At 66.9% G+C, this 22,197-nt stretch carries 19 protein-coding genes; 12 read left to right on the top strand and 7 right to left on the bottom strand.

The window, feature by feature from the left end; all coding sequences use genetic code 11:
* Positions 1-93: 93 nt before the first annotated feature.
* From KA383_13420 to KA383_13405, 4 genes are all read left to right on the top strand, one after another.
* On the top strand, positions 94-906 hold the full coding sequence (locus KA383_13420) for a hypothetical protein (protein ID MBP7747119.1): 813 nt from the start codon (positions 94-96) through the stop codon (positions 904-906).
* A 3-nt stretch (positions 907-909) separates the two neighbouring features.
* Positions 910-1,830: a hypothetical protein gene (locus KA383_13415; protein ID MBP7747118.1), complete on the top strand. Its 921-nt coding sequence runs from the start codon at positions 910-912 to the stop codon at positions 1,828-1,830.
* A gap of 128 nt (positions 1,831-1,958) precedes the next feature.
* Positions 1,959-2,645: a transposase gene (locus KA383_13410; GenBank protein MBP7747117.1), complete on the top strand. Its 687-nt coding sequence runs from the start codon at positions 1,959-1,961 to the stop codon at positions 2,643-2,645.
* Between the two features lie 383 nt (positions 2,646-3,028).
* A complete protein-coding gene (locus KA383_13405) occupies positions 3,029-4,495 on the top strand; it encodes a hypothetical protein (protein MBP7747116.1) in 1,467 nt (488 codons plus the stop codon).
* 158 nt (positions 4,496-4,653) lie between these two features.
* Here the strand turns inward: KA383_13405 and KA383_13400 are convergent, their stop codons facing one another.
* Complete coding sequence (locus KA383_13400) at positions 4,654-5,379, bottom strand: PEP-CTERM sorting domain-containing protein (GenBank protein MBP7747115.1); 726 nt, start codon at positions 5,377-5,379, stop codon at positions 4,654-4,656.
* A 349-nt stretch (positions 5,380-5,728) separates the two neighbouring features.
* Here KA383_13400 and KA383_13395 point away from each other — a divergent pair, with 349 nt between their 5' ends.
* Entirely contained in the window at positions 5,729-6,241 is a 513-nt protein-coding gene (locus KA383_13395) for a hypothetical protein (protein ID MBP7747114.1), read from the top strand.
* Between the two features lie 55 nt (positions 6,242-6,296).
* Here KA383_13395 and KA383_13390 read toward each other — a convergent pair whose 3' ends face one another.
* Entirely contained in the window at positions 6,297-6,746 is a 450-nt protein-coding gene (locus KA383_13390) for a TlpA family protein disulfide reductase (protein ID MBP7747113.1), read from the bottom strand.
* 515 nt (positions 6,747-7,261) lie between these two features.
* On the opposite strand from KA383_13390, the gene mqnE reads away from it, so the two are divergent.
* A complete protein-coding gene (mqnE, locus tag KA383_13385; GenBank protein ID MBP7747112.1) occupies positions 7,262-8,413 on the top strand; it encodes an aminofutalosine synthase MqnE in 1,152 nt (383 codons plus the stop codon).
* 68 nt (positions 8,414-8,481) lie between these two features.
* Here the strand turns inward: mqnE and KA383_13380 are convergent, their stop codons facing one another.
* Both KA383_13380 and KA383_13375 read right to left on the bottom strand, forming a co-directional pair.
* Positions 8,482-8,706, bottom strand: coding sequence for a DUF2892 domain-containing protein (locus KA383_13380; GenBank protein ID MBP7747111.1), 225 nt, complete (start codon positions 8,704-8,706; stop codon positions 8,482-8,484).
* A gap of 31 nt (positions 8,707-8,737) precedes the next feature.
* Positions 8,738-9,082, bottom strand: a complete 345-nt coding sequence (locus tag KA383_13375; protein ID MBP7747110.1) for an STAS domain-containing protein — start codon at positions 9,080-9,082, stop codon at positions 8,738-8,740.
* A 195-nt stretch (positions 9,083-9,277) separates the two neighbouring features.
* Between KA383_13375 and dut the strand changes: the two genes are divergently transcribed.
* A complete protein-coding gene (dut, locus tag KA383_13370) occupies positions 9,278-9,724 on the top strand; it encodes a dUTP diphosphatase (GenBank protein ID MBP7747109.1) in 447 nt (148 codons plus the stop codon).
* Positions 9,725-9,750: 26 nt separating this feature from the next.
* On the opposite strand, the gene KA383_13365 is transcribed toward dut, so the two are convergent.
* The 3 genes from KA383_13365 to KA383_13355 form a co-directional block, all read right to left on the bottom strand.
* A complete protein-coding gene (locus tag KA383_13365) occupies positions 9,751-11,550 on the bottom strand; it encodes a right-handed parallel beta-helix repeat-containing protein (protein MBP7747108.1) in 1,800 nt (599 codons plus the stop codon).
* A 157-nt stretch (positions 11,551-11,707) separates the two neighbouring features.
* On the bottom strand, positions 11,708-13,672 hold the full coding sequence (locus KA383_13360; GenBank protein ID MBP7747107.1) for a glycosyltransferase family 39 protein: 1,965 nt from the start codon (positions 13,670-13,672) through the stop codon (positions 11,708-11,710).
* Between the two features lie 116 nt (positions 13,673-13,788).
* Positions 13,789-14,901 carry a cobalamin-dependent protein gene (locus tag KA383_13355; protein ID MBP7747106.1) on the bottom strand — a complete coding sequence of 371 codons (1,113 nt, stop codon included), beginning with the start codon at positions 14,899-14,901 and terminating at the stop codon, positions 13,789-13,791.
* Between the two features lie 359 nt (positions 14,902-15,260).
* Here KA383_13355 and KA383_13350 point away from each other — a divergent pair, with 359 nt between their 5' ends.
* The 5 genes from KA383_13350 to KA383_13330 all read left to right on the top strand — a co-directional run bounded on the left by KA383_13350 (position 15,261) and on the right by KA383_13330 (position 22,113).
* The gene (locus KA383_13350; GenBank protein MBP7747105.1) at positions 15,261-15,875 is read left to right on the top strand and encodes a dephospho-CoA kinase; all 615 of its coding nucleotides are present in this window, start codon (positions 15,261-15,263) and stop codon (positions 15,873-15,875) included.
* Between the two features lie 96 nt (positions 15,876-15,971).
* Positions 15,972-17,558, top strand: a complete 1,587-nt coding sequence (gene rho / locus KA383_13345) for a transcription termination factor Rho (protein ID MBP7747104.1) — start codon at positions 15,972-15,974, stop codon at positions 17,556-17,558.
* A gap of 489 nt (positions 17,559-18,047) precedes the next feature.
* Positions 18,048-19,583, top strand: coding sequence for a nickel-dependent hydrogenase large subunit (locus KA383_13340; GenBank protein MBP7747103.1), 1,536 nt, complete (start codon positions 18,048-18,050; stop codon positions 19,581-19,583).
* 53 nt (positions 19,584-19,636) lie between these two features.
* Positions 19,637-20,599: a hydrogenase small subunit gene (locus KA383_13335; protein ID MBP7747102.1), complete on the top strand. Its 963-nt coding sequence runs from the start codon at positions 19,637-19,639 to the stop codon at positions 20,597-20,599.
* Complete coding sequence (locus KA383_13330; GenBank protein ID MBP7747101.1) at positions 20,596-22,113, top strand: methyl-accepting chemotaxis protein; 1,518 nt, start codon at positions 20,596-20,598, stop codon at positions 22,111-22,113. The genes KA383_13335 and KA383_13330 overlap by 4 nt, the downstream gene beginning before the upstream one ends.
* Positions 22,114-22,197 lie beyond the last annotated feature (84 nt).

Below are 22,197 nucleotides of genomic sequence, written 5' to 3'. Positions count from 1 at the left end.
ACTCCGTCCGCGAGCAGACGACGGCATAGTGAGGACGTACGTATGACAGCAGCAGGGAAAACGAGACTAACGCAGTCAGGTCGCGCGCGGTGGTTGACCGCTGCGGTCGTGCTGGCGGCGTTTCTGGTGGGTTGCGCGGAGACGCGCAGGAGTGAGAGCGGCACCGAGACCGCAGCGGCGCCCGCGCCGGCGGAGCAGACGGCGGTGGCGACTGACGCGGCCGCGCCGACGGAGGCGGTGACACCAGCCCCCGCGCCGGCACCGCAGGAGCCCGCTCAGGCGTCCGCGACGCCGGCGGCATTCACCCCGGCGTCGGAGAAGTTTGCACTGGTGGCTGACAAGTCTGAGCCGGTTGCCGAAACGCGTACCCCGACGCAACTGGCGGCGGCGGTGACGCCCACCCCGCAGGCACCGGCGCCCGCCCCAACGCCGGCGCCGAGGCCGCCGGCACCCACTGCGGACCAGCCGGTGACGTTCACGCCGCCCGAGGATGGCAAGCCGATGTCGGATGCGGACCGCGAGGCGCTGGCGGAGATGATTCGCGCGGCGGTCACCGCGGCGCAGAAGGAAAAGGCCGAGCAGACGCCGGCCGCGCCTACGGTCGCCACGCGTCCCGCGCCGGTCGCGTCCAAGAAGCAGGTGGCGCCGCCATCGTCCGCGCCGGCCGTGATGGGGCCGAACCCGCCGGCGGAAGGCGAGGACAAGAAGGCCGGCTGCGGCCCGACGGTGCCGAGTCAGCCGGTCGATCTGACGCCGCCGCCGGAGGATCAGCCGCAGCCGAAGTTCGCGGTGAAGGAGAAGAAGATCACGTCGGACGGCGTGTGGCAGGGGAAGGCGGCGGAGTTCAAGTTCGCGATCAGCAACGAGGGTCAGGCGCCGCTGGCGATACGCCTGAAAAAGGGCTGAGGGATGAGCATTATCGGTCAGTCTGACCGAATGATTCAGCCCGGGCAAACCGAAGAAGTCGTCATCAACGTTCCGACCGGCAACCGCCGTGGCCAGGTCACGAAGAGCGTGTTCGTGGAGACCAATGATCGCGCGAATGCGAAGGTCACGCTGGAGTGCGTGGCGAAGGTGCTGACCGCGCTGAAGTGCGAGCCGGAGAACGTGCTGTTCGGACAGGTGAAGCGGAGCTACCCGGCGCAGAAGAACACGGTGAAGATCTCGCGCGGCGACGCGGGGCCGATCAAGCCGGAGGTGCTCTCGACGGGCAACCCGCAGATTAAGGCGGAGATTCGGGAGATCGAGCCCGGCGAGAAGTATGAGTTGGACGTGACGATCGAGCCGCCGTGGCCGAACGGCATGCTGCGGGGCAACATGCAGCTCAAGACGGGCATTCCGGAAGGGGCGAACGAGAGCCTGCTGGTGACGGCGAACATCGCGCCGCGCCTGCAGGTCAGTCCGCAGCGGTTCGTGCTGCGCGGGGCGGCGGCGTCGGATCTGCGGCTGGTGGCGCGGCTGAACTGGGATGATGACAATCCCGGACACGTGGTCGAGTCGAGCGTGAACGCCGAAGAGCTGAAGGTGAGTATCGAAGAGCAGAACGGGCAGGAGATCGTGGTGCTGAACGTGCCGACCGGCTACACGCCGCCGCGCGGCAGGGCCGTGCAGGTGACGTTGAAGACGGATGATCCGGCGGTGCCCGTGGTGACCATCCCGGTGTTCGCGATGGGCGGGCAGGCGACGCCGGGCGCCCCGACCGCGACGCCGACGGCGGCGCCGGTGACACCGGGCTCGTTGCGGCCGACGGCGCGGGACGCGTCGCTCGTACCGGCGCGGCCGCCGACCACGGCGCCGGCCGGCAGCGGCACGACGGCGATTCCGCAGTAGGCCTTTCAAGCAGGGGATAGGTCCATTCGTGGCCAGAATGAGCCTATCCCCGCTTCTATGCCCGCTCTTAAATAGGGACAGCCACCGATAATCTTGACACGCACCGCCGCCGGCGGTAATGTGTCGGCATGCCACGGATTGCCCGCATCGTCGTGCCCGGCTGCCCGCATCACGTCACCCAGCGCGGCAACAACCGCCAGGATGTGTTCTTCGTCGATGAGGACCGCCGGACCTACCTGGACCTGCTGCACGACCGCTGCGAGGCCGCCGGCGTGGGCGTCCTCGGCTACTGCCTGATGACGAACCACGTGCACGTGGTCGCCGTGCCGCCGGACGAGGTTGCGCTGGCCGCCGCGATCGGCCGCACGCACTTCCTGTATTCGCAGTACATCAATCGCCTGCACGGCCGCAGCGGGCATCTGTGGCAGGGGCGCTTCTATTCGGCGGCCTTGGACGAGCCGCACACGTGGGCGGCGCTGCGTTATGTCGAGTGCAATCCGCTGCGGGCACGGCTGGTGCGCAAGCCGTGGCGGTACGCATGGTCGAGTGCGGCGGCGCACGTGGGCGTGGGGCCGGACGCGAGCGGGCTATTGGACCTGGCGGGGTGGGCGGCGGACTGGACCCCGGCGCGCTGGCGGGCGCAACTGGCCAAACCGCTGACCGACGCGGAGATCGCGCGGCTGCGGCGGTGTGTGCACACGGGCCGCCCGCTGGCGACGGACAAGTGGCTGTCGAAGCTGGAGCGCAAGCTGGGCCAGATTCTGCGTCCGCGGCCGGTGGGGCGACCGAAGGTGAGGAAGGAAGCCCCAAAATAGGTGGCTATCACTCGCGCAGTGCGTGCCGGGCACTCGGGCCGCGGAGGCGGAGAGATTCAATTCCAATGGGCTGTTTGCGGCGGTACAATACATCTGAGAATGTCTCATTTGGGTGTGGCGGTTGTCACTTCGTAGCCGAATCCCCATCGGCGGCGACATCTGCCGGGATGATGAAACGATAGGGCCGCGGCGCGGGGCATGGTTACCCTGCGTTGGGCGGCTTGGGGCACGGGCAGACAGCAGGCCCGCGCGGTGGAGGATGGGAGCGCAGCGGCGGGGCGGGCAGTAGGGCTCAATTCAGGGAGAGGAAGGTCATGCCACGAGCGATGGGGAGTTCAGTCAGTAGTCGCGTGTTGGGGTGGATCGTCTGCGGAGTGTCCGCCATGTGCGCCGGGTCGCCGGAGACGCTGGGGCAAGATTACCAATGGGTCCCGCTGGGCTCGGGGATGGGAGGCAGTGCCCCGTTTGTGTACGCCCTGACGGTCTACAACAACGACCTGATCGCAGGGGGCTTATTCACGACCGCTGGCGGCGTGGCGTGCAACCGCATCGCCCGCTGGAACGGCAGCACGTGGCAGTCGCTGGGGTCCGGGATGAACGACTTCGTGCGCTGCCTGACAGTCTACAACGGCGAGCTGATCGCGGGCGGCGACTTCACGTCCGCCGGCGGCGTGGCGTGCAACTTCATCGCCCGCTGGAACGGCAGCAGCTGGCAGCCGCTGGGGTCGGGGACGGGCAGCAGCGTGTTGGCCCTGACGGTCTACAACGGCGAGCTGATCGCCGGGGGCTGGTTCTGGACCGTCGGCGGCGTGGGGTACAACTGCATCGCCCGCTGGTCCTCCGAAAACGGATGGCAGCCGTTGGGATCAGGGATGGGCAGCTACGTATGGGCCGTGGGCGTCTACAACAACGAGTTGATTGCCGGGGGCGAGTTCACGACAGCCGGCGGCGTTGCCTGCAACCACATCGCCCGCTGGAACGGCAGTGTCTGGCAGGCGCTGGGGTCGGGGATGAACAACACCGTGAAGGCCTTTACCGTCTACGACAACGAGCTGATCGCGGGAGGCGATTTCACGATTGCCGGCGGCGTGTCGTGTAGCGGCATTGCCCGCTGGGACGGCAGCAATTGGCAGCCGCTGGGGTCGGGGATGGGCGGTATTTCCCCCTATGTGGTTGCCCTGACGAACTGGAACAACGAGCTGATCGCGGCGGGCTATTTCGCGAGCGCCGGCGGGGTGACATGTAATCGCATCGCCCGCTGGGATGGTAGCACCTGGCAGGCGCTGGGGTCGGGGATGAACTGGCCCGTGTTCGCCGTGACGAACTGGAACAACGAGCTGATCGCGGGGGGCGAGTTCACGATCGCCGGCGGCGTGCCCTGCAATCAAATCGCCCGCTGGGCGCCGGCCCCCGGCGCCTGTTGCTACGTGGACGGCTCGTGTGCGGTCACCACGCAGGCTGCGTGCACCGGCGTGTGGCATCCCGAATGGCCCGATTGCGGCGTGGCCCAGTGTCCGCAGGTGGTCGCCTGTTGCTTGCCGAGCGGCATGTGCCACACGTTGACCAGCGCGGAATGCACGGCCGCCGGCGGCACGCCCGGCGCGGCGGGCAGCGACTGCACGCCGAACGAGTGCCCACCGTGCGTGGGCGACCTGAATTGCGACGGCGTCGTGAACTTCGGCGACATCAATGCGTTTGTGCTGATCCTGAGCAATTACGCGCTCTGGCAGCAGACGTATCCGGGTTGCCCGAGCGGGAACGGCGACGTGGATGGCAACGGCATGCCGGGGTTCGGTGACATCAATCCGTTCGTGGGACTGATGGTGCAATCGCCGCTCTCCTGCGAGTAATAAATAGCAATAAATAAATAGGGACAGTCACCTATTTCTGACTCAGACAATGGGCGACTGTCCCCGGTTCACGCGTTATTGTACGCCGTACGCCGTTGCGCGTCGCGCGGGCCGCGCGGTGCAGTCGGCAGGCGCGGCGTGACGCACGGATGCGATTCCTAGCTTCGCGGGCGGCGGCGCGCGACCAGCAGCCCGGCGGCACACAGCAGCGCCAGCGATCCCGGTTCGGGCAGCCGCGTCTCGGTCAGCGACGTGCCGTACTGCCAGACCACATTGCGAATCGCCTGGGACGGATCGAAGCCGCCCGGCAGGCCGGATAGCGTGAAGACCACCGTGTCCTGGACCAAGGCATAGCTGCCCGTGACGGGCGTGTTGCCGGTCACGGTGTTATCAGCCGTGGACGTGAGTCCGTACTCCAACCCACCCGGGCTGGCAGGGCCCTGCAAATTGCTGCCTGGGAACACATCGCCCGGGCCGAACAGGCCGAGCCCGGTGGAGCTGATGCCGTAAGCGGCGCCCAGCGGCGCGCCGACGAGCTGCTCGACATACGCCCACTCGCCGCCGACCACGCCGCCGGGGTCCGTGATGCCGAACCAGGTTGTCGAGCCGGGCGGCACCACGGCGCTGGTGCGGGTGAGCCCCAGCGCGGGGCCGCTGACGTCGAAGAACAGCGCCGTCAGGATCTGGTCGGGCTGGAACACGTCCGCGGAGGAAGTGTTCTGCAGAGTGATGACGAGGTCCGAGCCGGACGTGTCGAACGTCGCCTGGGCCGCGCGGCTCCCGAACGTCGCGGAGAACGTGATCGGGCTGGCGACGGCCCCCGACACGGCCGCGAGTGCACCCAGTGCCGCGGCCCAGCCGGCCGCCGTTTTGCGCATAACCATGGATCTGCCTCCCTCTCCTCTTAGAGCCAGGCGCGCGGCCGACACCGTGCCGCCCGCGCGCTGTTGAACCATGCCGGGGGAACGAGTCCCAGTCGGCGCACACCCTGGGTGTGCCCACGCGCTGGATGCCCTCGGCCGAACACACTATGAGGGTAGGCGCGTCTTTCGCCCCGTCAACCGCGCGCCGGAAAAACCGGTCCAATTCCGCGCCGGCGTCGGGGCCCGTCGAGGCCGGCGCAGATTATGAGACGACTCGGCGCCGTTGTGGGCGACCGCGGCGTCGCCTCGGTCGCAGCATAGACACGCCCCACATTGTGGTTATCACGAGTGCGATCGCGAGGGGCCTGCGATGCCGCTCAAGAGGCTGAAACGCCTGGCCCACCTGCCGATCTGGCGCTATGCAGACGAGACGTCGCCCGAGATCCTGTGCCGGCAGGGCCGGCGCGCGGAGCTTCTCGCCGGCCTCTCCTTGTCCGCGGTCGTGCTCACGTGCTCCGCGCTGCTGGAAATGCTGCTGAGTGAACCCGGCTGGTGGAGTACGCTGTGGATCTGGATCAGCATCGCCGCCGCGGCTCTCGCGCTGCTGATGTTCCTCCCCGGCGTGCTGTCGCATTTCTGGCCGCGGGAAGTCGCGCGGGAGTGCCGGGCACGCGGGATTTCCGGCGGGCCGGACGAGCCAGCGGCTGATCTGCGGATCAGGTCGACTGCGACGAAGGTGTGCGCCTACTCTGTCGCGCTCCTTGTCGTGGTGAACGGCATGGGCCGTTGGACAGCCCTGCGACCGGTCGCGTGCGTGCTGGCGGCGGTGGCCACCGGGTGGTCGCTGGGAAGCGTCATCCGAAAGAGTGAGAATCAGACTTAGAACCGGGGACAGCCACCTACCATGCGGGCACACGGGAGGCGGATATAGGTGGCCGTCACTTTTTCGGAATGGGCTTCAGGTGTTTCTCGATCGTGCGGGCGAGGGCGGGACCGCGAAGGTCGTCGCCCTGGGCGAGGAACTGGCCCGTATCGCCGTCGATGAGGAACGCCGCGGGGATGCCCGTGACGCCGTAGTTGTTGGCCAGCGCAGCGCCGAGGGTGTAGACCTGGGGCCAGGGCAGGCCTTCGTCCTGGACGAACTTGCGCACGCGGTCGGCCGAGACGCCTTGAGGTTCGTCGAGGCTGATGCCGATGATCTCCAGGCCGCGCGGGCCGTATTCCTGGTACGCGCGGGCGAGGTGCGGCTTCTCGGCGCGACAGGGGGTACACCAGGTGGCCCAGAAGTCGAGTAGGACCAGCCGGCCCTTGTACGCGGCCGGGAAGCTGATGGTCTGGCCGGAGAGCGTTTGCGCCTGGAAGGGGCTGGCCTTGTTGCCGACGGAGATGGCACGACCCGGACCGGGTCCTGCGGCCGGGGCGCCTCAGCGTCCGCCGAGCTTGCCGGTGAACTGGAGGTAGGCGAAGGCAACCAGGGCGAGCAGCAGGACGATGGACCAGGCGTTCTTCATGTGCACCTCGGTGGCCGGTGGCCTGTCGACCCCCGCGGGGTCGAACTGATCATAGCGGCCAAAGATCGTTCAGGGGCTGCGCCCCTGGCAACAGCCGTTGGCCCCTGCGGGGCCGGAGTCCGGCGCGACGCTCATCTCGGCTGCTACACTCTGTTTCACCGTCTGATCGGCGGGGCTGCACACTGACAGCCGACCGGGAGGTCGGCCGCTGCCCGTCGGCCGCCAGGAGCCGATGCTACAGGACCGTCCGGATGCCGACACCACATGGTCGGCGGGGGCTCGCTCTCCCGCGGAATTCGCCGGTCGCTACAATTATTGTCGCGCTGGGGGCGAATTTCGAGCCGTTGGTCCTGACCGGGCCGACCTGAGCGAGGATGGCGATGCCGGCGGCGATGGAGACGATCACGGACGCAGCGCTCGCGTCGATCCGGGCAAAGGTCGAGGCTGGGGAGCGGCTGAGCCCCGAGGATGGCCGGACGCTCTACCAGACGCGGGACATCTTCACCGTCGGCGAACTCGCGAACCTCGCGCGCGAACGGCGGCATGGCCGGAAGGCGTTCTACAACATCAACCGGCATATCAATTACACGAATTACTGCGTGCTGCGGTGTAAGTTTTGCTCGTTCTACAGGCCCTATCAGACGGAAAGCCACGGAGCCACGAAGCCACGACGCCACGCAGGGGTGGAGGGGTATGAGCTTTCGATCGAGGATGTCGTGGGGCAGGCGGTGTCGGCGGCGGAGCGCGGGGCAACCGAGGTGCACGTCGTTGGGGGACTGCATCCGAAACTGCCATTCTCCTACTACACGGACATGTGCCGGGCGATTAAGGCGCGCTGCCCGGGGCTGCATATCAAGGCGTTCACGGCCATCGAGATCGTACACTTCACGCGGATCACGAAGCCGCGGCTGAGCGTGGCCGAGGTGCTGACTGCGTTGCGTGACGCCGGGCTCGACAGCCTGCCGGGCGGCGGGGCGGAGATTTTTGACGATCGCGTGCACAGTGAGGCGTTCAAGGCGAAGGTGGGTGAGCAGCACTGGTTCGACGTGCACCGGGTCGCGCACGAGCTGGGCATTCCGTCGAATGCGACGATGCTCTACGGGCATATCGAGTCGGTCGATGAACGCATCGGGCACATGATCAAGCTGCGCGAGCACCAGGATGTATCGCTGGCACGGCGCAAAGCGGCGTTTCAGTGCTTCGTGCCGCTATCGTTCATTCCGGACGGCAGCGAGTTCGCGCACTTGCCAGGGCCGACCGGGCTGGACGATCTGCGCACGCTGGCCGTGGCGCGGCTGATACTGGACAACTTCGCCCACATCAAGGCGTTCTGGATCATGCAGTCGCCGAAGCTGGCACAGGTCGCGTTGAACTGGGGCGTGGACGATTTTGACGGGACGGTGGTGTGGTACGACATCACGAAACGGGAGGGGCAGGGGACGAACCGGCAGGAATTGTCGGTGGACCAGATCCGGCGGCTGCTGCGCGAGGCGGGGTGCACGCCGGTGGAGCGGGACACGCTCTACCACGAAGTGACAAGGTAACAAAGTGACAAGGTAACAAGCAGCACGGCGCCATGCGGCTTGGCGGCGCGGTCCGCACGGTCACCTTGTTACTTGGTCACGTTTTCACCCGGCTGCCCGTGCTGGCAGGGAGGCACGCCGAGCTTGCGGAGGATGTCCTCCATCAAGCACCACCGCGTGAGGGCGGACTGGAAGAGGTTCAGGCCAACGAACGCGGTGAAGAACAGCCAGTAGGGGCTGTGGAAGTGGGCCAGCAGGACGCTGGCCAGAACGAATACGCCGGCGAAGAGGCGAATGTAGCGTTCCATGCACATGGGATGGTCCTCGCGGAGAGGCCGGGGCGGCTCAGGGGAGCTCGAAAAGCCGATCGACGTGAGTGAGCGTGAGTACGTGACGGACGTTGGCGCTCAAGCCGGTGACGGGGACGCGGCCGAAACGAGGGCGCAGCACCTTCTGCAGGGCGATGAGCGAGCCGAGCTGGCGGCTGGAGATGCCGGTGAGGTCGGCGAGGTTGACCTCGGCGGTGAGGTTGCGGGGCTCGGCGAGGATTTCCTGGAGACGCATGGAAAGGAGCTGCTCGTAGTCGGCGGGCAGCTCCGGGAGGATGTCCTCCGAACTCATGAGGGTGAACGTCAGGTGGTCACCTGTGCGTTGCACGCCCAGCGGGGTCAAATCCGGCAAGGCAGCCACGGCGGCCAGCTCCAAGGCATAGGGACAACATACCAGGCGCGATCCACATGCCGACCACCGGCGGGTCGCGCACGCCGCAGTCCACGCAATCCAGATTGTATTTCGCGATTCGGCGGCACGCCTGTCAAGGGGGCGCGGGCGGCGCTATACTCAGCGGCGCCGCGCAGGAACCGCGCTCTCGCATGGGATGAAGGCATGGACCCGATTTTGAAGATTCGCCGGCGGGCAGGGTTGGATGACCTGCCGCTGCCGCAGTACATGACGGCGCACGCGGCGGGGCTGGACCTGTACGCAGCGAATGATGAGCCGATCACGATTGCGCCGGGGGAGATCAAGCTAATCCCGACGGGGTTGTTCGTGGAAATTCCGCCGGGGTACGAGGGGCAGGTGCGGGCGCGGAGCGGGCTGGCGCTGCGGCACGGATTGATGTTGCCGAATTCGCCGGGGACGATTGATGCGGACTATCGCGGTGAGCTGCAGGTGATCCTGGGGAACTGCGCGCGTGAGCCTTACACGATCGAACGGGGGACGCGGTTTGCACAGTTGATCATTGCGCCGGTTGCACGGGTAACGGTGGAGCTGGTGGATGAACTGACGGACAGCGCGCGCGGCAGCGGCGGGTTTGGGCATACGGGGCGTTAGGCTGCGGGGGCGGCGTGTCGCGCACCTCAGGGGTACGCATGGTAGGTCACGCTCAAGCCGGGGTATTCCTCCACGTCGTACCAGCGCCCGGGATAGTCAAGCGAGTTGTACACGTCGATCGTGCCGCGGATGTCGTAAATGCCTTCTTCGGCCTCGGGGCCCAGCCCCATGAAGTGCCGATTTCCGGTGTCATACACGGTGCAGTCAATGAACTGGACCCGACCGTCCGGGCTGAGTTCGGACACGCGCGGCATCGCCACGTTGACCGGAACGCCGGTCAGCGGCACTGCCCCACCAATATTCTGCACGATGCACTCCGTGAAGCGCACCTGGCTCAGGGCTCCGCCCCAACGCGCATTGATTCCCGGTGCCCCGCCGCCGTCGATGACGCAGTTACGAAATTCCACCAGTCCGGCGGGGCCCGCAGCGGTGGTCATCGCGCCGAGGCCGCCGCTCAGATTCCCAGTGGCGTAACAGTCTTGGAGGAGAACAGAAAACGGTGGCGCGGCCGTGGTCATGCTCTTGGTCTGCACAAAGAAACCGTAGCCAGCGTTGTTCTGCGCCACGCAATTGCTGACCACAATGTCGGACAGCTCACCGTCCTCGAAATCCGTCTCGATGTCGAGGCCTGACTGCGGCGGGCTGCCACTCGAATTGCTTAGCACGCAGTTATTGATTCGGAGCGTTCGAATGCCAGTGATGCTGATACCCTGGCGGTAATTCTGGTCGCACACGCAGTCCGTTATCTCCACATTCTCGGCGGGGAAGCGCCGACCGTACGCGTCATAGCGGTAGCGGATCCAGATGCCGTCGCCGCCGGACTTCTCACAGCGCAGGCCGCGAATCGCGAGATTCACGGGGCCGCTGAACGCCAGGCAACTCCGCCACTGGCTGAACGCGTAGTTGGGCCCGGCGTAATCCTCTTTCCGCATGCGCAGCGTCGCACCGTAGCCGTGGACCGTTACATTGCTGACTGCGCTTCCCGTGAAGAGGCAGTCGTATAACTGGTGGAACGAGCCCGGCTTGGCAACGACCACGACACCCGGCTCGAAGACAATTAGTTGGTTACTCACGAGCGTGATCGGCTCCACCACCCAATCGGCGCCCATGTTCTGGATCACGACCGTCCGCGCGCCGGAATTGATCGCCGCCTGGATGTACTCCGTCGAATCCTCCGGGTCGAAGCCCCAGTCCGCAGCGTAGGCCACCGGTGGCTCGAATGCAGGTGGCGGGGGGTACGAATCCCCTGGTGGGGGAGGTTCCTCTCCGGGGGAGACGCCATCGCCGGGCGGAGAATCTGGCTCTCCTGAGCCGAGGACCGTGATTGCCACCGTATCGCGCGCAGATTGCGTGCCGAGCGAGACCCGCAGTTCAAAAATCAGCGTCAGGTCTGCCGTGGCCGCCGGGGCTCGAAAGTTAGGCCGCAATGACTCCGGCGCGTCGAGGGTCACCGCCGGCCCGTCGAGTTGCGACCAGTAGTACTGTAACTCCATGGGTGCTCCACTGCGCGTTGCTGAGCCGTCCAGCACGACGTGGGCACCCGCGTTGACTACCTGGTCGTCACCGGCTTGTACGAGCACGCGGATCTGCTCGGTGCCGGATACCACCGTGAGGAATTCGCCGTCCGTGTCCGCGGTGTCCGCACCGGCCGTTGATGAGCCATCGTCCCCGACGTCGCCTGTGGCCTGGCCGGACCAAATGCCGGCGGCCGTCCAGGATGCGGGATCGCCCCAATCGGCCGGGAGGGCACCGCAGCCGCCCGTCAGAGCCACGCCCCCGAGGGCCAGTGCAAGCAGCGTTCCGATCCGTGCGCACACACTAACCATGTGGAGTACCTCGCCACACGGGCTCACCTTCCCCACTTGCTAGATGGTTCAAAGCGTCCGGCGGGATGGGCAAACTGGGAGGTTTGGATCAATATGCCCCGACCGGGCGCGCGCGAACTGTGGTGGCGCGATCGGTGTTTTTCCGGACGTGCGGCGCTCAGGGCTCGGTAAGTCTGGCGATGTGGTCGGTATCCAGTTGGTAAATGAATAACGAGTAGCCGACGCGCGCATCGGGCGGGCGTTCGCGCAAGCGACTTATCAGTCGTTTGGCGCGCAGGTCCCCGTATTCGCGCTGGGCTTCGGCACGTTGTGCGGCATCGGTGCCGGCGGCGGCGAGCTCGCCGAGTCTGGCGTAGGCGGTGCGAGTGACGTCGTTCCAGAAACCGGGGCGGATCTCCGGGTCGTAGACGCCCAGGAGCTGCGTGATGCTGACGACGTACGTGCCCGGCGAGAGGTCGGCGCGGGGCGTGAAGTCCATGCAGCTGGGCAGTGCCGTGCAGGACAAGTAGCGCGTGGGAACGGCGCTGCCGAAGTAGGCGAGCTTGACCTGCTCGTCCGGATGCGCGCGGGCGTAGTCGGCGAGGCGCAGCAGGTCCTGGCCCCAGTCGAGATTGCTGTCGGCGAGGTACGCGGAGGCGTGGGCGGGGCCGCCGATCAGCTCGTTGAAGTAGGCGAGGTAGTGGGGGTAGATCTGCAGGTTGGCGATGAGGAGCCAGAGGAGCGCGAAGCCGATGAGACCCCATCCGATGCGAGCCCTTGCGAGGTCGCTTGGGTTCAGCGGCGCGGCGGGGCGCTGGCTGGAGGTACCGGATTCTGACCGTCCCGCTGCCCTCTCCCCGGGAGGGAGGGGATTGCTGCCAGACGTCCTCTCGCGGAGGGGGGACGCCGCCGACAGCGTGGTCGCGCTGGCGAGTGCGAATAGCAGCGGGTAGAGCGGGAGCAAATGGCGATGGCCAATGTTGAGGTGGCCGAAGACCGCGTATAGACCGTAGATGATGACAAATGTAAGCACGCCGGCGACCAGGGTGGGCGCCCGACTGCGGAGCCGGAAACGTACGAGGGTGGCGACGCCGATCACGATCAGGGCAATGGTCGGCAGGGGGGTCTTGAGCGCGAATGCGATCGGGAAGTACGACCGCCAGCCGGTGGTGGAGTAGTCGCCCATGAGGTAGGCGTAGCGTTGACTCGTGGCCTCCAGCGTTTGGGCGAGGCCGAGCAGATAAGCGTCGGGAAGGAGCCCGTGGTCGGCGGCAAAGCGCAGAAATGCGCGGAGCCAGCCGCGGCGCGGTGTGCCGTCGGGATTCAGCACGACGCGGTGCCACTGCAGGGCCAGGGCCTCGTTCGCTTGATTTACCTGGGCCTGCGTCGCCGCTACGTTGCCCGTCGGCACTACTGGCGCGATAACGGCGCTGCGCCAGCCGTAGCACGTCCAGATGCCGAGCCACGTCACGAAGGCCATGAAGCCAAGGCTGCCGAACGCGGCGCCGGCGCGAGCTCGGCGAGTACGTTTGTCAGCGGGGACGCGGCGAACGATGGCCACAATCGCCATCACGACGAGCGCCGGGAGCACGAGCGGCCAGGACATCTTGGTCACGCTGGCGGCGGCGAGGGCGGCGGCGGCCAGGAGCAGACGCGCCCACGTGTTGTGCTCCATGAGGCGATCAAAGGTCAGCAGCGTCAGCGCCGTGACGAGCGTGATCGGCAGATCGGTCGTCACGAGCCGACCGTGGGCGAGCAGCGTCGGACTCAATGCCGCGAGCGCGAGTGCCAGCAGTCCCGCGCCCGGGCCGAAGAGACGACGAGCGAGCGCGTAGGTCGTCGCGCAGGTAGCAAGGAGCAGGATGACCATCATGCAGCGGCCGATGGTCATGAGGCGTTGGCCGTCATTGAGCTCGAAGAGCCACACGCGGCCGAAGGCGAAGACGTTGGCGGCGAGCCAATATTTGTTGTCGGCGGGGGGCCACTGCGTATCCATGAACCGCAACGGCCAGGCGCACCACAGCTTGGCCAGCGGCGGGTGATCGGGCGCGAGACGGAAGTCGCCGGTCTGCAGCACGCTCATGCCGGCGGTGAGATGGCTGGTTTCGTCATAAGTGACGCTGTCGCCGAGCAGCGAGGTCACGGCCAGGACGGCGGTGAGCAGGAGCAGCGCAGGGATGGCGACCCAGGGCAACCAGCGCGGGTTGAACGGCGCTCGGTCCGCTCCGGAGGTGGGGGCTGGATGCGGCATGCGCGCGCCTACTTCGAGAGCTGCTCCTCGAGCCAGTCGCACAGCGGTGCCAGGCCCTCGTTGCGCAGCGAGCTGACCTGCCAGATGGGGCGTTGGTCTTCGAGCGATTCGTGGAGCTGGCGGACGGTCACGTCGGCACCGGGGAGATCGGCCTTATTGACGACGTAGCCGGTGGCGATTTCGAACACGCCGGCCTTGGCGAACTGGATGGCGTCGCCGGCGCCGGGCATGAGCAGCAGCAGCACGTGGTTGGCAAGGTTGCGGATGTCGGTGTCGTTCTGGCCGGCGCCGACGGTCTCGACCAGGATGATGTCGTAACCCGCCGCCGCACAGAGGCGCGTGATTTCGGCGCAGTGCGGGGCGAGTCCGCCGGCCTGGCCTTCAGAGGCGAGGCTGCGGACGAAGAGGTCGTGGTCGGGCTGGTTCGACATGATCCGCAGGCGGTCGCCGAGGACCGAGCCGCCGGTGATCGGGCTGGTGGGGTCGACGGCGACGACGGCGACGCGGTGATTGCGTTCCCGGAGGCCGCGGGCGAGCTTGCCGATGAAGGTGCTCTTGCCGACGCCGGGGGAACCGGTGATGCCGAGCGTGATCGTGTTATTGGTAGGGGCGGGGACGCTTCCGAGGCGGTCGGTGTCACCCTGCATGATGAGCGTGATGGCGCGGGCGAGGCCCGTGGGGGTCTTGATGTCGGGGGCGGCGCTGACGGCAGCGCGGCGGGCGCGGTAATCGGCGGCGAGCTTGCGAAAGGCGTCGACAATCACCTGCGTCGGCGTGCCGGGGTTGAAGATGCCGTCGATCTGCGCGTTGCGGAGGGCCTGGTGGTCCTCTTCGGGGATGATGCCGCCGACGGTGATGGGCAACTGGGCAATGCCGGCGTTGGTGCAGAGGCGGCGCAGCTCGGGCATGATCGTGAGGTGCGCGGCCGAGAGCAGGCTGACGCCGAGGACGTCGACGTCTTCCTGCAAGGCGGCGTGGACGGTGGCGGCGGGGGTTTGCCAGAGGCCGGTGTAGATGACTTCCATGCCGGCGTCGCGGAGGTTGCGGACGATGAGCTTGGCGCCGCGGTCATGGCCGTCGAGGCCGATTTTCGCGATGAGGACACGGATGGGGCGGTTCATAGCGGCTCCCGGAAGCAGAGACGGCCGACCGCGCCGCCCGGCGGCGGAGCGGTGGCGAAAGGCGTAATTTAGCGGGCAGGGTGGGGAGGTGGAAGAGACGATGGTACGGAGGCACGACGGCGGAATCTCCAGAGGCAGGTGCCACAATGCCTTGAACCGAACGGGAGGTGAGCGCTCCCGCGGTTGACAAGGCAGGCGGAATCGGGCAAATAGGGTTCACGGGCGGGACGCCCGTGCGCGCAGAAGGGGCGCCCACGCCGCATGGGATGGCGGTTTCCCGCGGAACACCCATGCCACAGAACGCAGGCGGCTGGTAGCCTGCGGGAGTTCCCTGCCACTTATCAGTTCCGGACCAGAACGTGAAGCGCACAAAGCCGGTCATCGGAATCATCGGGGGGATCGGCGCCGGTAAATCGCGCGTGGCGGCGGAGTTTGAGCGCCAGGGGTGCTTGGTCGTTGATTCGGACCGGCTGAACCACGAGATCCTCCGGCGGCCGGAGGTGCTGGCGACGCTGCGGGACTGGTGGGGGGAGGCGGTTGTAGCTCCGGACGGGGGTCCGGACCGCCGGCGGATCGCGAAAATCGTGTTTGCGGACGCGGGCGAGAAGACGCGGCTGGAAAGCCTGGTGTACCCCTTGATCGCCCAGCGCCGGGCCGCTATGATACAAGCGGTTGAAGAAGAATCAGCAGTCAAGGCCATCGTCATCGATTCCCCGCTCCTGCTAGAAAGCCATCTTGATCGCGAGTGCGACACGATTGTCTTTGTAAACGCGGGCGAATCCCAGCGGCTGACGCGGCTGCGCCGGGAGCGCGGTTGGACGGCCGAGGAAGTCCGACGGCGGGAAGGTTGGCAGTTACCGCTGGATGAGAAGCGTTCACGGGCCGCGTTCGTCGTGGAGAACGACGGGCCGGCCGAAAAACTCCGCCCCCAGGTGGCCGACATCCTTGCGGCGATTTTGGCGCGGCACTCGTAGACACCGCGAGTGCGGCACGCCGGTAGCCGGCCGACAGGGCCCTCCGTAGGGCGCCGTCGGGCCGATGTGGAACCGGCACGTTTTCTGGAGTTGAGCATGGCGAAGTCAACGACACGTAGCGCGCGCGGCAAGAAGAAGCTGCAAGACGTTATCGAAAGCATTCCCAACGAGGGCGAAAGCCCGGTGGCTGAGGCCGCCGCGGCTGAGACCGAGCCGGAAAAGGCGTCGGGCGACGACGACTCGCAGTTCGTCGCGACCGAGACCCTGCCCGAGTCGGAGGCTGCCGCGCCAGTGGAAGCCCCCGCCGCGGAAGAGGAAACGGCCGGCGAGGAGCATAAGAAGAAGAGCAAGAAGAAGAAGGGTGACTACGACGAGAGCTCGCCGATTGACCGCGAGACGCACGAGAAGTACGAGCGGATCAAGCGCGGCGAGCTGCACATCACCGACCTGCAGAAAATGACGGTCGCCGAACTGCACGAGGTGGCGCGCAAGGAGGAGATCGAGGAATACGTGGGCCTGCCGAAGCAGGACCTGATCTTCCAGATCCTGAAGCGCCGCATCAGCCAAAACGGCCTGCTCTACGGCGAGGGCGTGCTCGAGGTGTTGCCCGACGGCTTCGGCTTCCTGCGCAGCCCGGAGTACAACTACCTGCCGTGCCCCGACGACATCTACGTCAGCCCGTCGCAGATTCGCCGGTTCGGGTTGCGCAATGGGCACATCGTCGCGGGACAGATCCGTCCGCCGAAGGAGTCGGAGCGGTACTTCGCGCTGCTGCGCGTCGAGGCGATCAACTACGAGTCGCCCGAGTCGGTGACCGAGAAGACGAACTTCGAGGACCTGACGCCGCTGCACCCGAACGAGCGGTTGTTCCTGGAGACGACGCCGGACGAGCTGAACATGCGCATCGTCGACATGGTGACGCCGATCGGGAAGGGGCAGCGCATGCTGATCGTGGCCCCGCCGCGGACGGGCAAGACGGTGCTGCTGCAGAAGATGGCGAACGCGATCTCGGCGAACCACGAGGACGCGAAGGTGATCATCCTGCTGATCGACGAGCGGCCGGAGGAAGTGACCGAGATGCAGCGGGCGACGAAGGCCGAGGTGATCAGTTCGACCTTCGACGAGCCGGCGAGTCGGCACGTGCAGGTCGCCGAGATGGTGATCGACAAGGCGCGGCGCCTCGTGGAGTACGGGCATGACGTGGTGATTCTACTGGACTCGATCACGCGTCTGGCCCGCGCGTACAACACCGAAGTGCCGCACTCGGGCAAGATCCTGACGGGCGGCGTCGATGCGAACGCGCTGCAGAAGCCGAAGCGATTCTTCGGGGCGGCCCGCAACATCGAGGAGGGCGGCAGCCTGACGATCATCGGGACGGCGCTGGTCGACACCGGGTCGAAGATGGACGAGGTGATCTTCGAGGAGTTCAAGGGCACCGGCAACAGCGAGCTGCACCTGGATCGGCGCCTGGTCGACAAGCGCATCTGGCCGGCGATCAACATCCCGGCGTCGGGCACACGCAAGGAAGAGCTGCTCCTGCATCCGGCGGAGCTCGAAAAAATCTACATGCTGCGTCGCGTGTTGAGCGACATGAATCCGGTGGAGTCGGTGGAGCTGCTGCGCAACCGGCTGCAGAAGGTCGAGAGCAACCGGCTCTTCCTGATGACGATGAATCTGGCGTAAGGTTTCGTCGGCGCGGCGGTCTGTCAGGCGGGGTGTCCCGACAGGGTGTTGGCGGTGCGCGGCGCCGTGCGCACGGCCATGCGCGCCGCGCAGTCCGTGCGCAGTGCGTGCGCTCAACTTGCGGATTCGCTGGAGCGCCACTACGAGCGGGGGTGTTTCAACTCTGGCACGCTCTCACACGCTTGCCACGTCCGGCATCAGGTTTACGTGGTAGAGCGAAGAATCGAGATGGTGCAAATCCCACTGCGCTATAGAGCTGCGCCTGATTTCGCGCGGGCGTTGAGTCGATAGCGCGCATGCAGCCGCGTCGCGACGCTGTCAGCAGTCGTTGGCAGGCGCGTGTGGCGCAGTCGGCCCGCAAACGCTCGGGTCTGTCTGATCTGGGTGCGGAGGGGTGGTGTCCGTGGTCCGGCACGCGTGCAGGCAGGGATGCGTTGGCGACATGGCGTGGCCTCGGCGCGGTAGACGCCAGGCGACTGGAGGTCGTACATGAGCAGCACAGTGACGGTCAGCCCGGTGACGCGGATTGAGGGGCACCTCGCGGTTCACACAGAGACGGAGCCGGTGGAGGGAGATGCAGGCCAGGGCGTGCGCATCACGGCAGCGCGCTGTGAAGGCGAGATGTTCCGGGGGTTGGAGCGCATTCTCCACGGTCGCGATCCGCTGGATGCGCAGCAGATCACACAGCGCATCTGCGGCGTCTGTCCGGTGTCACACGGAATCGCTTCGGTTCGCGCGCAGGAGGCGGCGTACGGGATCAAGCCGAATCACAATGGCCGGCTGCTGCAGAACCTGATTCAAACCGCGAACTACCTGCATTCACACATCCTGCACTTCTATCAGCTCGCGGCGCTGGATTTTGTCGACGTGAAGGCCGTGCTGCAGTATGCCGGCAGCGACCGCACGCTGAAGACGGTCAGGACCTGGGTGGAAGCCGCACTGGGGCGCCAGGACACGTTTCCAGCGGCGCCGTTCCTGCCGCGTTACGAGGTGGACTATGTGAAGAGCACCGACCGCAACGCCGCGCTGCTGGCCCACTATGTGCAGGCGCTGCGGTTGCGGCAGGTGTGCCATGAGATGGGCGCCGTGTTTGGCGCGCGGCTGCCCCACACGACAGCGCTGGTGCCCGGCGGCTGCACGCAGACGCCGACCGTCGAGAGCGTGCTGGCGTACCGCGCCCGGCTTGACCGCGTGCTGGACTTCGTGGAGGGCACGTACGTGCCCGACCTGCTCGAAGTGGCGGCCGAGTTCCCGCAATACCTCGAGACCGGCGGGGGCTACGGGAACTTCCTGAGCTATGGCGTGTTCGAGATGGACGACGCCGGCAACCGGTTTTTCAAGCCGGGTGTCGTGGTCGACGGGAAGTGGGAAGCGTTCGACCAGCAGCAGATCACGGAGGAGGCGTCGTGTGCGCGGTATGCCGACGCCGCCGCGCGGCACCCGGGGGAAGGAGCAACGGAGCCGAAGCCGGCGAAAGCCGGGGCGTATAGCTGGATCAAGGCGCCGCGGTATCGGCGGCGACCGCTGGAGGTCGGGCCGCTGGCGCGGGTCATGGTGAACTACTTGGCGGGCGATGGCGGCTGGGTGAAGAAGGAAGTGGACGCGTTCTGCGCGCAGGCCAACGTCCCGCTCGAGAAGCTGACCTCGGTACTGGGGCGGCATGTGGCCCGGGCGCTGGAGGCCGCCTGGCTGGCGCGACAGGCCCGGCGCTGGCTCGACGAGATCGAGATTGATGCGCCCGCCGCGGCGGATTTCGAGCTGCCCAAGAGCGCGAAGGGGTTTGGGTTGACGGAGGCGCCGCGCGGGGCGCTGGGGCACTGGCTGAGCATCGAGGACTACCGCGTGGCGAACTACCAGTGCGTCGTGCCGACGACCTGGAACTGCTCGCCGCGCGACGCGCAGGGGCAGCCGGGGCCGGTGGAGAAGGCGCTGGAAGGCATGCACATACAGGATCCGGAGCAGCCGATCGAGGTCGGGCGTCTGGTGCGTTCGTACGATCCCTGCCTTGCGTGCGCAGTGCATTGAGCCGGGTGCGGACGTGCAGCGGGTGTGTCAGGCAACGTACAGAAGGCGGAGTCATGGCCACATATTCACGACGTGATTTCATGCGGATGGCGGCGTTCCTCGCGGCCGGCGCAGGGCTGAGTCGCGGAGTCGCAAGCGCGTTGGCGGACGGGTTGCAGAAGATCTTTGAACGGCAGAAGCGCGTGATGTGGCTGCAGGGGATGTCGTGCAGCGGCTGCTCCGTGTCGTTTCTGAACTCCACCGAGCCGGGGCCGTTCGAGATCCTGACGCAGATGATCTCGCTGGTGCTCCACCCGACGGTGGGTGCAGCCCAGGGGGCGCAGGTGCTGGAGACGGTTCAACAGGTGACGAAGGAGGGCAATTACTACCTGATCCTGGAAGGCGCGCTGCCGGCGGACATGCCGGAGGCGTGCGTGGTCGGCGGTCGGCCGCTGACGGAGATTCTGCCGGACGCCCTGCGGCGCGCGGACCTGGTCGTCACGGCCGGGACGTGCGCGGCGTTCGGCGGCGTCCCGGGGGCCGAGGGCAACCCGACCGGCGCGGTGGGCCTGGTGCAGTTCATGCAGAGCAAGGGGATCCCGGTCGAGAAGCGGCTGGTGAACTGCCTGGGCTGTCCGGTGCATCCGGAATCGCTGGTGGGGACACTGGCGTACGCGGCGGCGAAGGGCTATCCGAAAGTCGACCCGGAGCTGTTTACGCCGGACATGTTCTACAAGCACTCAGTGCATGACGACTGCCCGCGTTTCCATTACTGGCAGAAAGAGGAGTTCGCGGAGAAGTTCGGGGACGAGGGCTGCCTGTTCAAGCTGGGGTGCCTCGGTCCGCTGAGTCACACGAACTGTCCGCGGCGGCAGTGGAACGGCGGGGTGAACTGGTGCATCCGGGCGGGCGCGCCGTGCATCGCCTGCACGAGCAAGGACTTCGCCCACAAGCAGTCGTTTGCGTTCTACCGGAAGGGTGAGAAGTATCACGCCGTCGCGTACAGCGACCAGGATCGAAAGGGGACCCAGTCATGATGTTTCGCAAGGCCAGCCTGGGTAAGCGGATTTTTCTGCCGACGCTGGTGCTGTTCGGCGTGTTCATGGCGGTGCTGTTCACGATCCAGCACCGGCTGTACGTGCGGAGCTTCGAGAACACGCTGAGCGGCGTGGAGGACTCGTCGCTGAGCGTGAAGCGCGATGGGGCGCAGGGCCTCGTGCAGGGCGAGGTGGCGGCCACGCAGCGGATGCTGCAGACCGGCGAATACACGCAGTTTGTGCAGTTCGCGGAACAGCAGCGCCTGCATGCCGACATCGACGAATTCTCGTTTGTCGGCGCGAACGGCACGATCGAGCACTCGTCGCCACCCGAGCGCGTGGGCCAGGTGATCGAGCGGGGCATCCTGGACCAGGCCCAGACGGCCACGGACGTGCTGGTGGTCGAAGACACGCAGGCCTACACCATGTACTACCCGCTGCGCGTGGATGCGGACATGGTGCGGCTGCGGCCGGACACGCAGCCGGGGCAGCTCTACGGCCTGCTGCGGCTGCGCTTCTCGAAGGAGAAGATCAACGCCATGCTGGCGGAAGCCCAGGGCAAGTTCGAGGCCGGGGTGCGCCGCTCGCTGTGGGTCTCGGCGGGGCTGGCGCTGGCGGCGATCCTCGTCATGGCCGCGACGCTGCTGCCCGTGGTCGTGCGGCCGCTGGTGCGGGCGCTACAGAACATGATTGACGCGCTGACTCAGCGCTCGAAGGCGCTGGTGGAGATCGCGCAGAAGCTGGGGCAGTCGAGCACCGGATTGGCCAACTCGGCCAGTGAGCAGGCCTCCTCGCTGGAGGAGACCAGCAGCGCCCTGGAGCAGATGGCGGCGATGACGCGCACCAACGCCGAGAACGCGAAGCAGGCGAACGAACTGGCATCGAAGGCGCGTGAGGCCGCCGCGGAGGGCGACCGCAACACGGTGCGGCTGAACCAGGCGATGGCGGCGATCAACGAGTCCGCCGGCAAGATCGACAAGATCATCAAGGCCATCGACGAGATCGCGTTCCAGACGAACCTGCTGGCGCTGAACGCGGCGGTAGAGGCGGCCCGCGCCGGCGAGCACGGCAAGGGCTTCGCGGTGGTGGCGGAAGAGGTGCGCAACCTGGCCAAGCGGGCTAGCGAAGCGGCGGCGCAGACCGGCGAGCTGATTGCGAACTCGGTCGCGCGGGCGCGCGAGGGCACGGCCGTGGCGGGCGATGTGGCCAAGTCACTCAGCGCAATCGTCGGCGATGCGACGCGGGTGTCCGAGCTGGTCAACGGCATCACGAAGGCGTCGCAGGAGCAGGCGCAAGGCACCGAGCAGGTCAACTCCGCCGTGTCACAGATGGACAAGATGACCCAGCAGAACGCGGTCGGGGCGGCGGACACGCAGACGCTGGCCGAGGGTCTGGGCCGCGAGGCCGCGGCCGTGCAGGACATGGTTGGGCAACTGGTCGCGATGGTGAAGGGCGGCTCGTACGCCGCACCGGCAGTGGCGCATACGGCGGCCGAGCCGGCGGGGGCACTCTGACAACTGGCCGACCGCGGGCGACGCAGGGAGCTGGAGGGCGGTGAAGGGGCGCCGCGCCGTACCGCCGCGGGCGGCGAGGCGGCG

It is taken from the genome of Phycisphaerae bacterium (genome assembly GCA_017999985.1).
Lineage (GTDB): Bacteria > Planctomycetota > Phycisphaerae > UBA1845 > Fen-1342 > JAGNKU01.
The sequence above is the reverse complement of the archived record's forward strand: the minus strand, read 5'-3'. Positions and strand labels throughout refer to the sequence as shown.

Bases quoted from the DNA above. Each gene is read 5' to 3' on its own strand.
- KA383_13415 (MBP7747118.1), top strand. From the start codon at position 910: ATGAGCATTATCGGTCAGTCTGACCGAATGATTCAGCCCGGGCAAACC.
- KA383_13335 (MBP7747102.1), top strand. From the start codon at position 19,637: ATGGCCACATATTCACGACGTGATTTCATGCGGATGGCGGCGTTCCTC.
- KA383_13405 (MBP7747116.1), top strand. From the start codon at position 3,029: ATGTGCGCCGGGTCGCCGGAGACGCTGGGGCAAGATTACCAATGGGTC.
- KA383_13355 (MBP7747106.1), bottom strand. From the start codon at position 14,901: ATGAACCGCCCCATCCGTGTCCTCATCGCGAAAATCGGCCTCGACGGC.
- KA383_13365 (MBP7747108.1), bottom strand. From the start codon at position 11,550: ATGGTTAGTGTGTGCGCACGGATCGGAACGCTGCTTGCACTGGCCCTC.
- mqnE (MBP7747112.1), top strand. From the start codon at position 7,262: ATGGAGACGATCACGGACGCAGCGCTCGCGTCGATCCGGGCAAAGGTC.
- KA383_13380 (MBP7747111.1), bottom strand. From the start codon at position 8,706: ATGTGCATGGAACGCTACATTCGCCTCTTCGCCGGCGTATTCGTTCTG.
- KA383_13330 (MBP7747101.1), top strand. From the start codon at position 20,596: ATGATGTTTCGCAAGGCCAGCCTGGGTAAGCGGATTTTTCTGCCGACG.
- rho (MBP7747104.1), top strand. From the start codon at position 15,972: ATGGCGAAGTCAACGACACGTAGCGCGCGCGGCAAGAAGAAGCTGCAA.
- KA383_13395 (MBP7747114.1), top strand. From the start codon at position 5,729: ATGCCGCTCAAGAGGCTGAAACGCCTGGCCCACCTGCCGATCTGGCGC.
- KA383_13410 (MBP7747117.1), top strand. From the start codon at position 1,959: ATGCCACGGATTGCCCGCATCGTCGTGCCCGGCTGCCCGCATCACGTC.
- KA383_13400 (MBP7747115.1), bottom strand. From the start codon at position 5,379: ATGGTTATGCGCAAAACGGCGGCCGGCTGGGCCGCGGCACTGGGTGCA.
- KA383_13340 (MBP7747103.1), top strand. From the start codon at position 18,048: ATGAGCAGCACAGTGACGGTCAGCCCGGTGACGCGGATTGAGGGGCAC.
- dut (MBP7747109.1), top strand. From the start codon at position 9,278: ATGGACCCGATTTTGAAGATTCGCCGGCGGGCAGGGTTGGATGACCTG.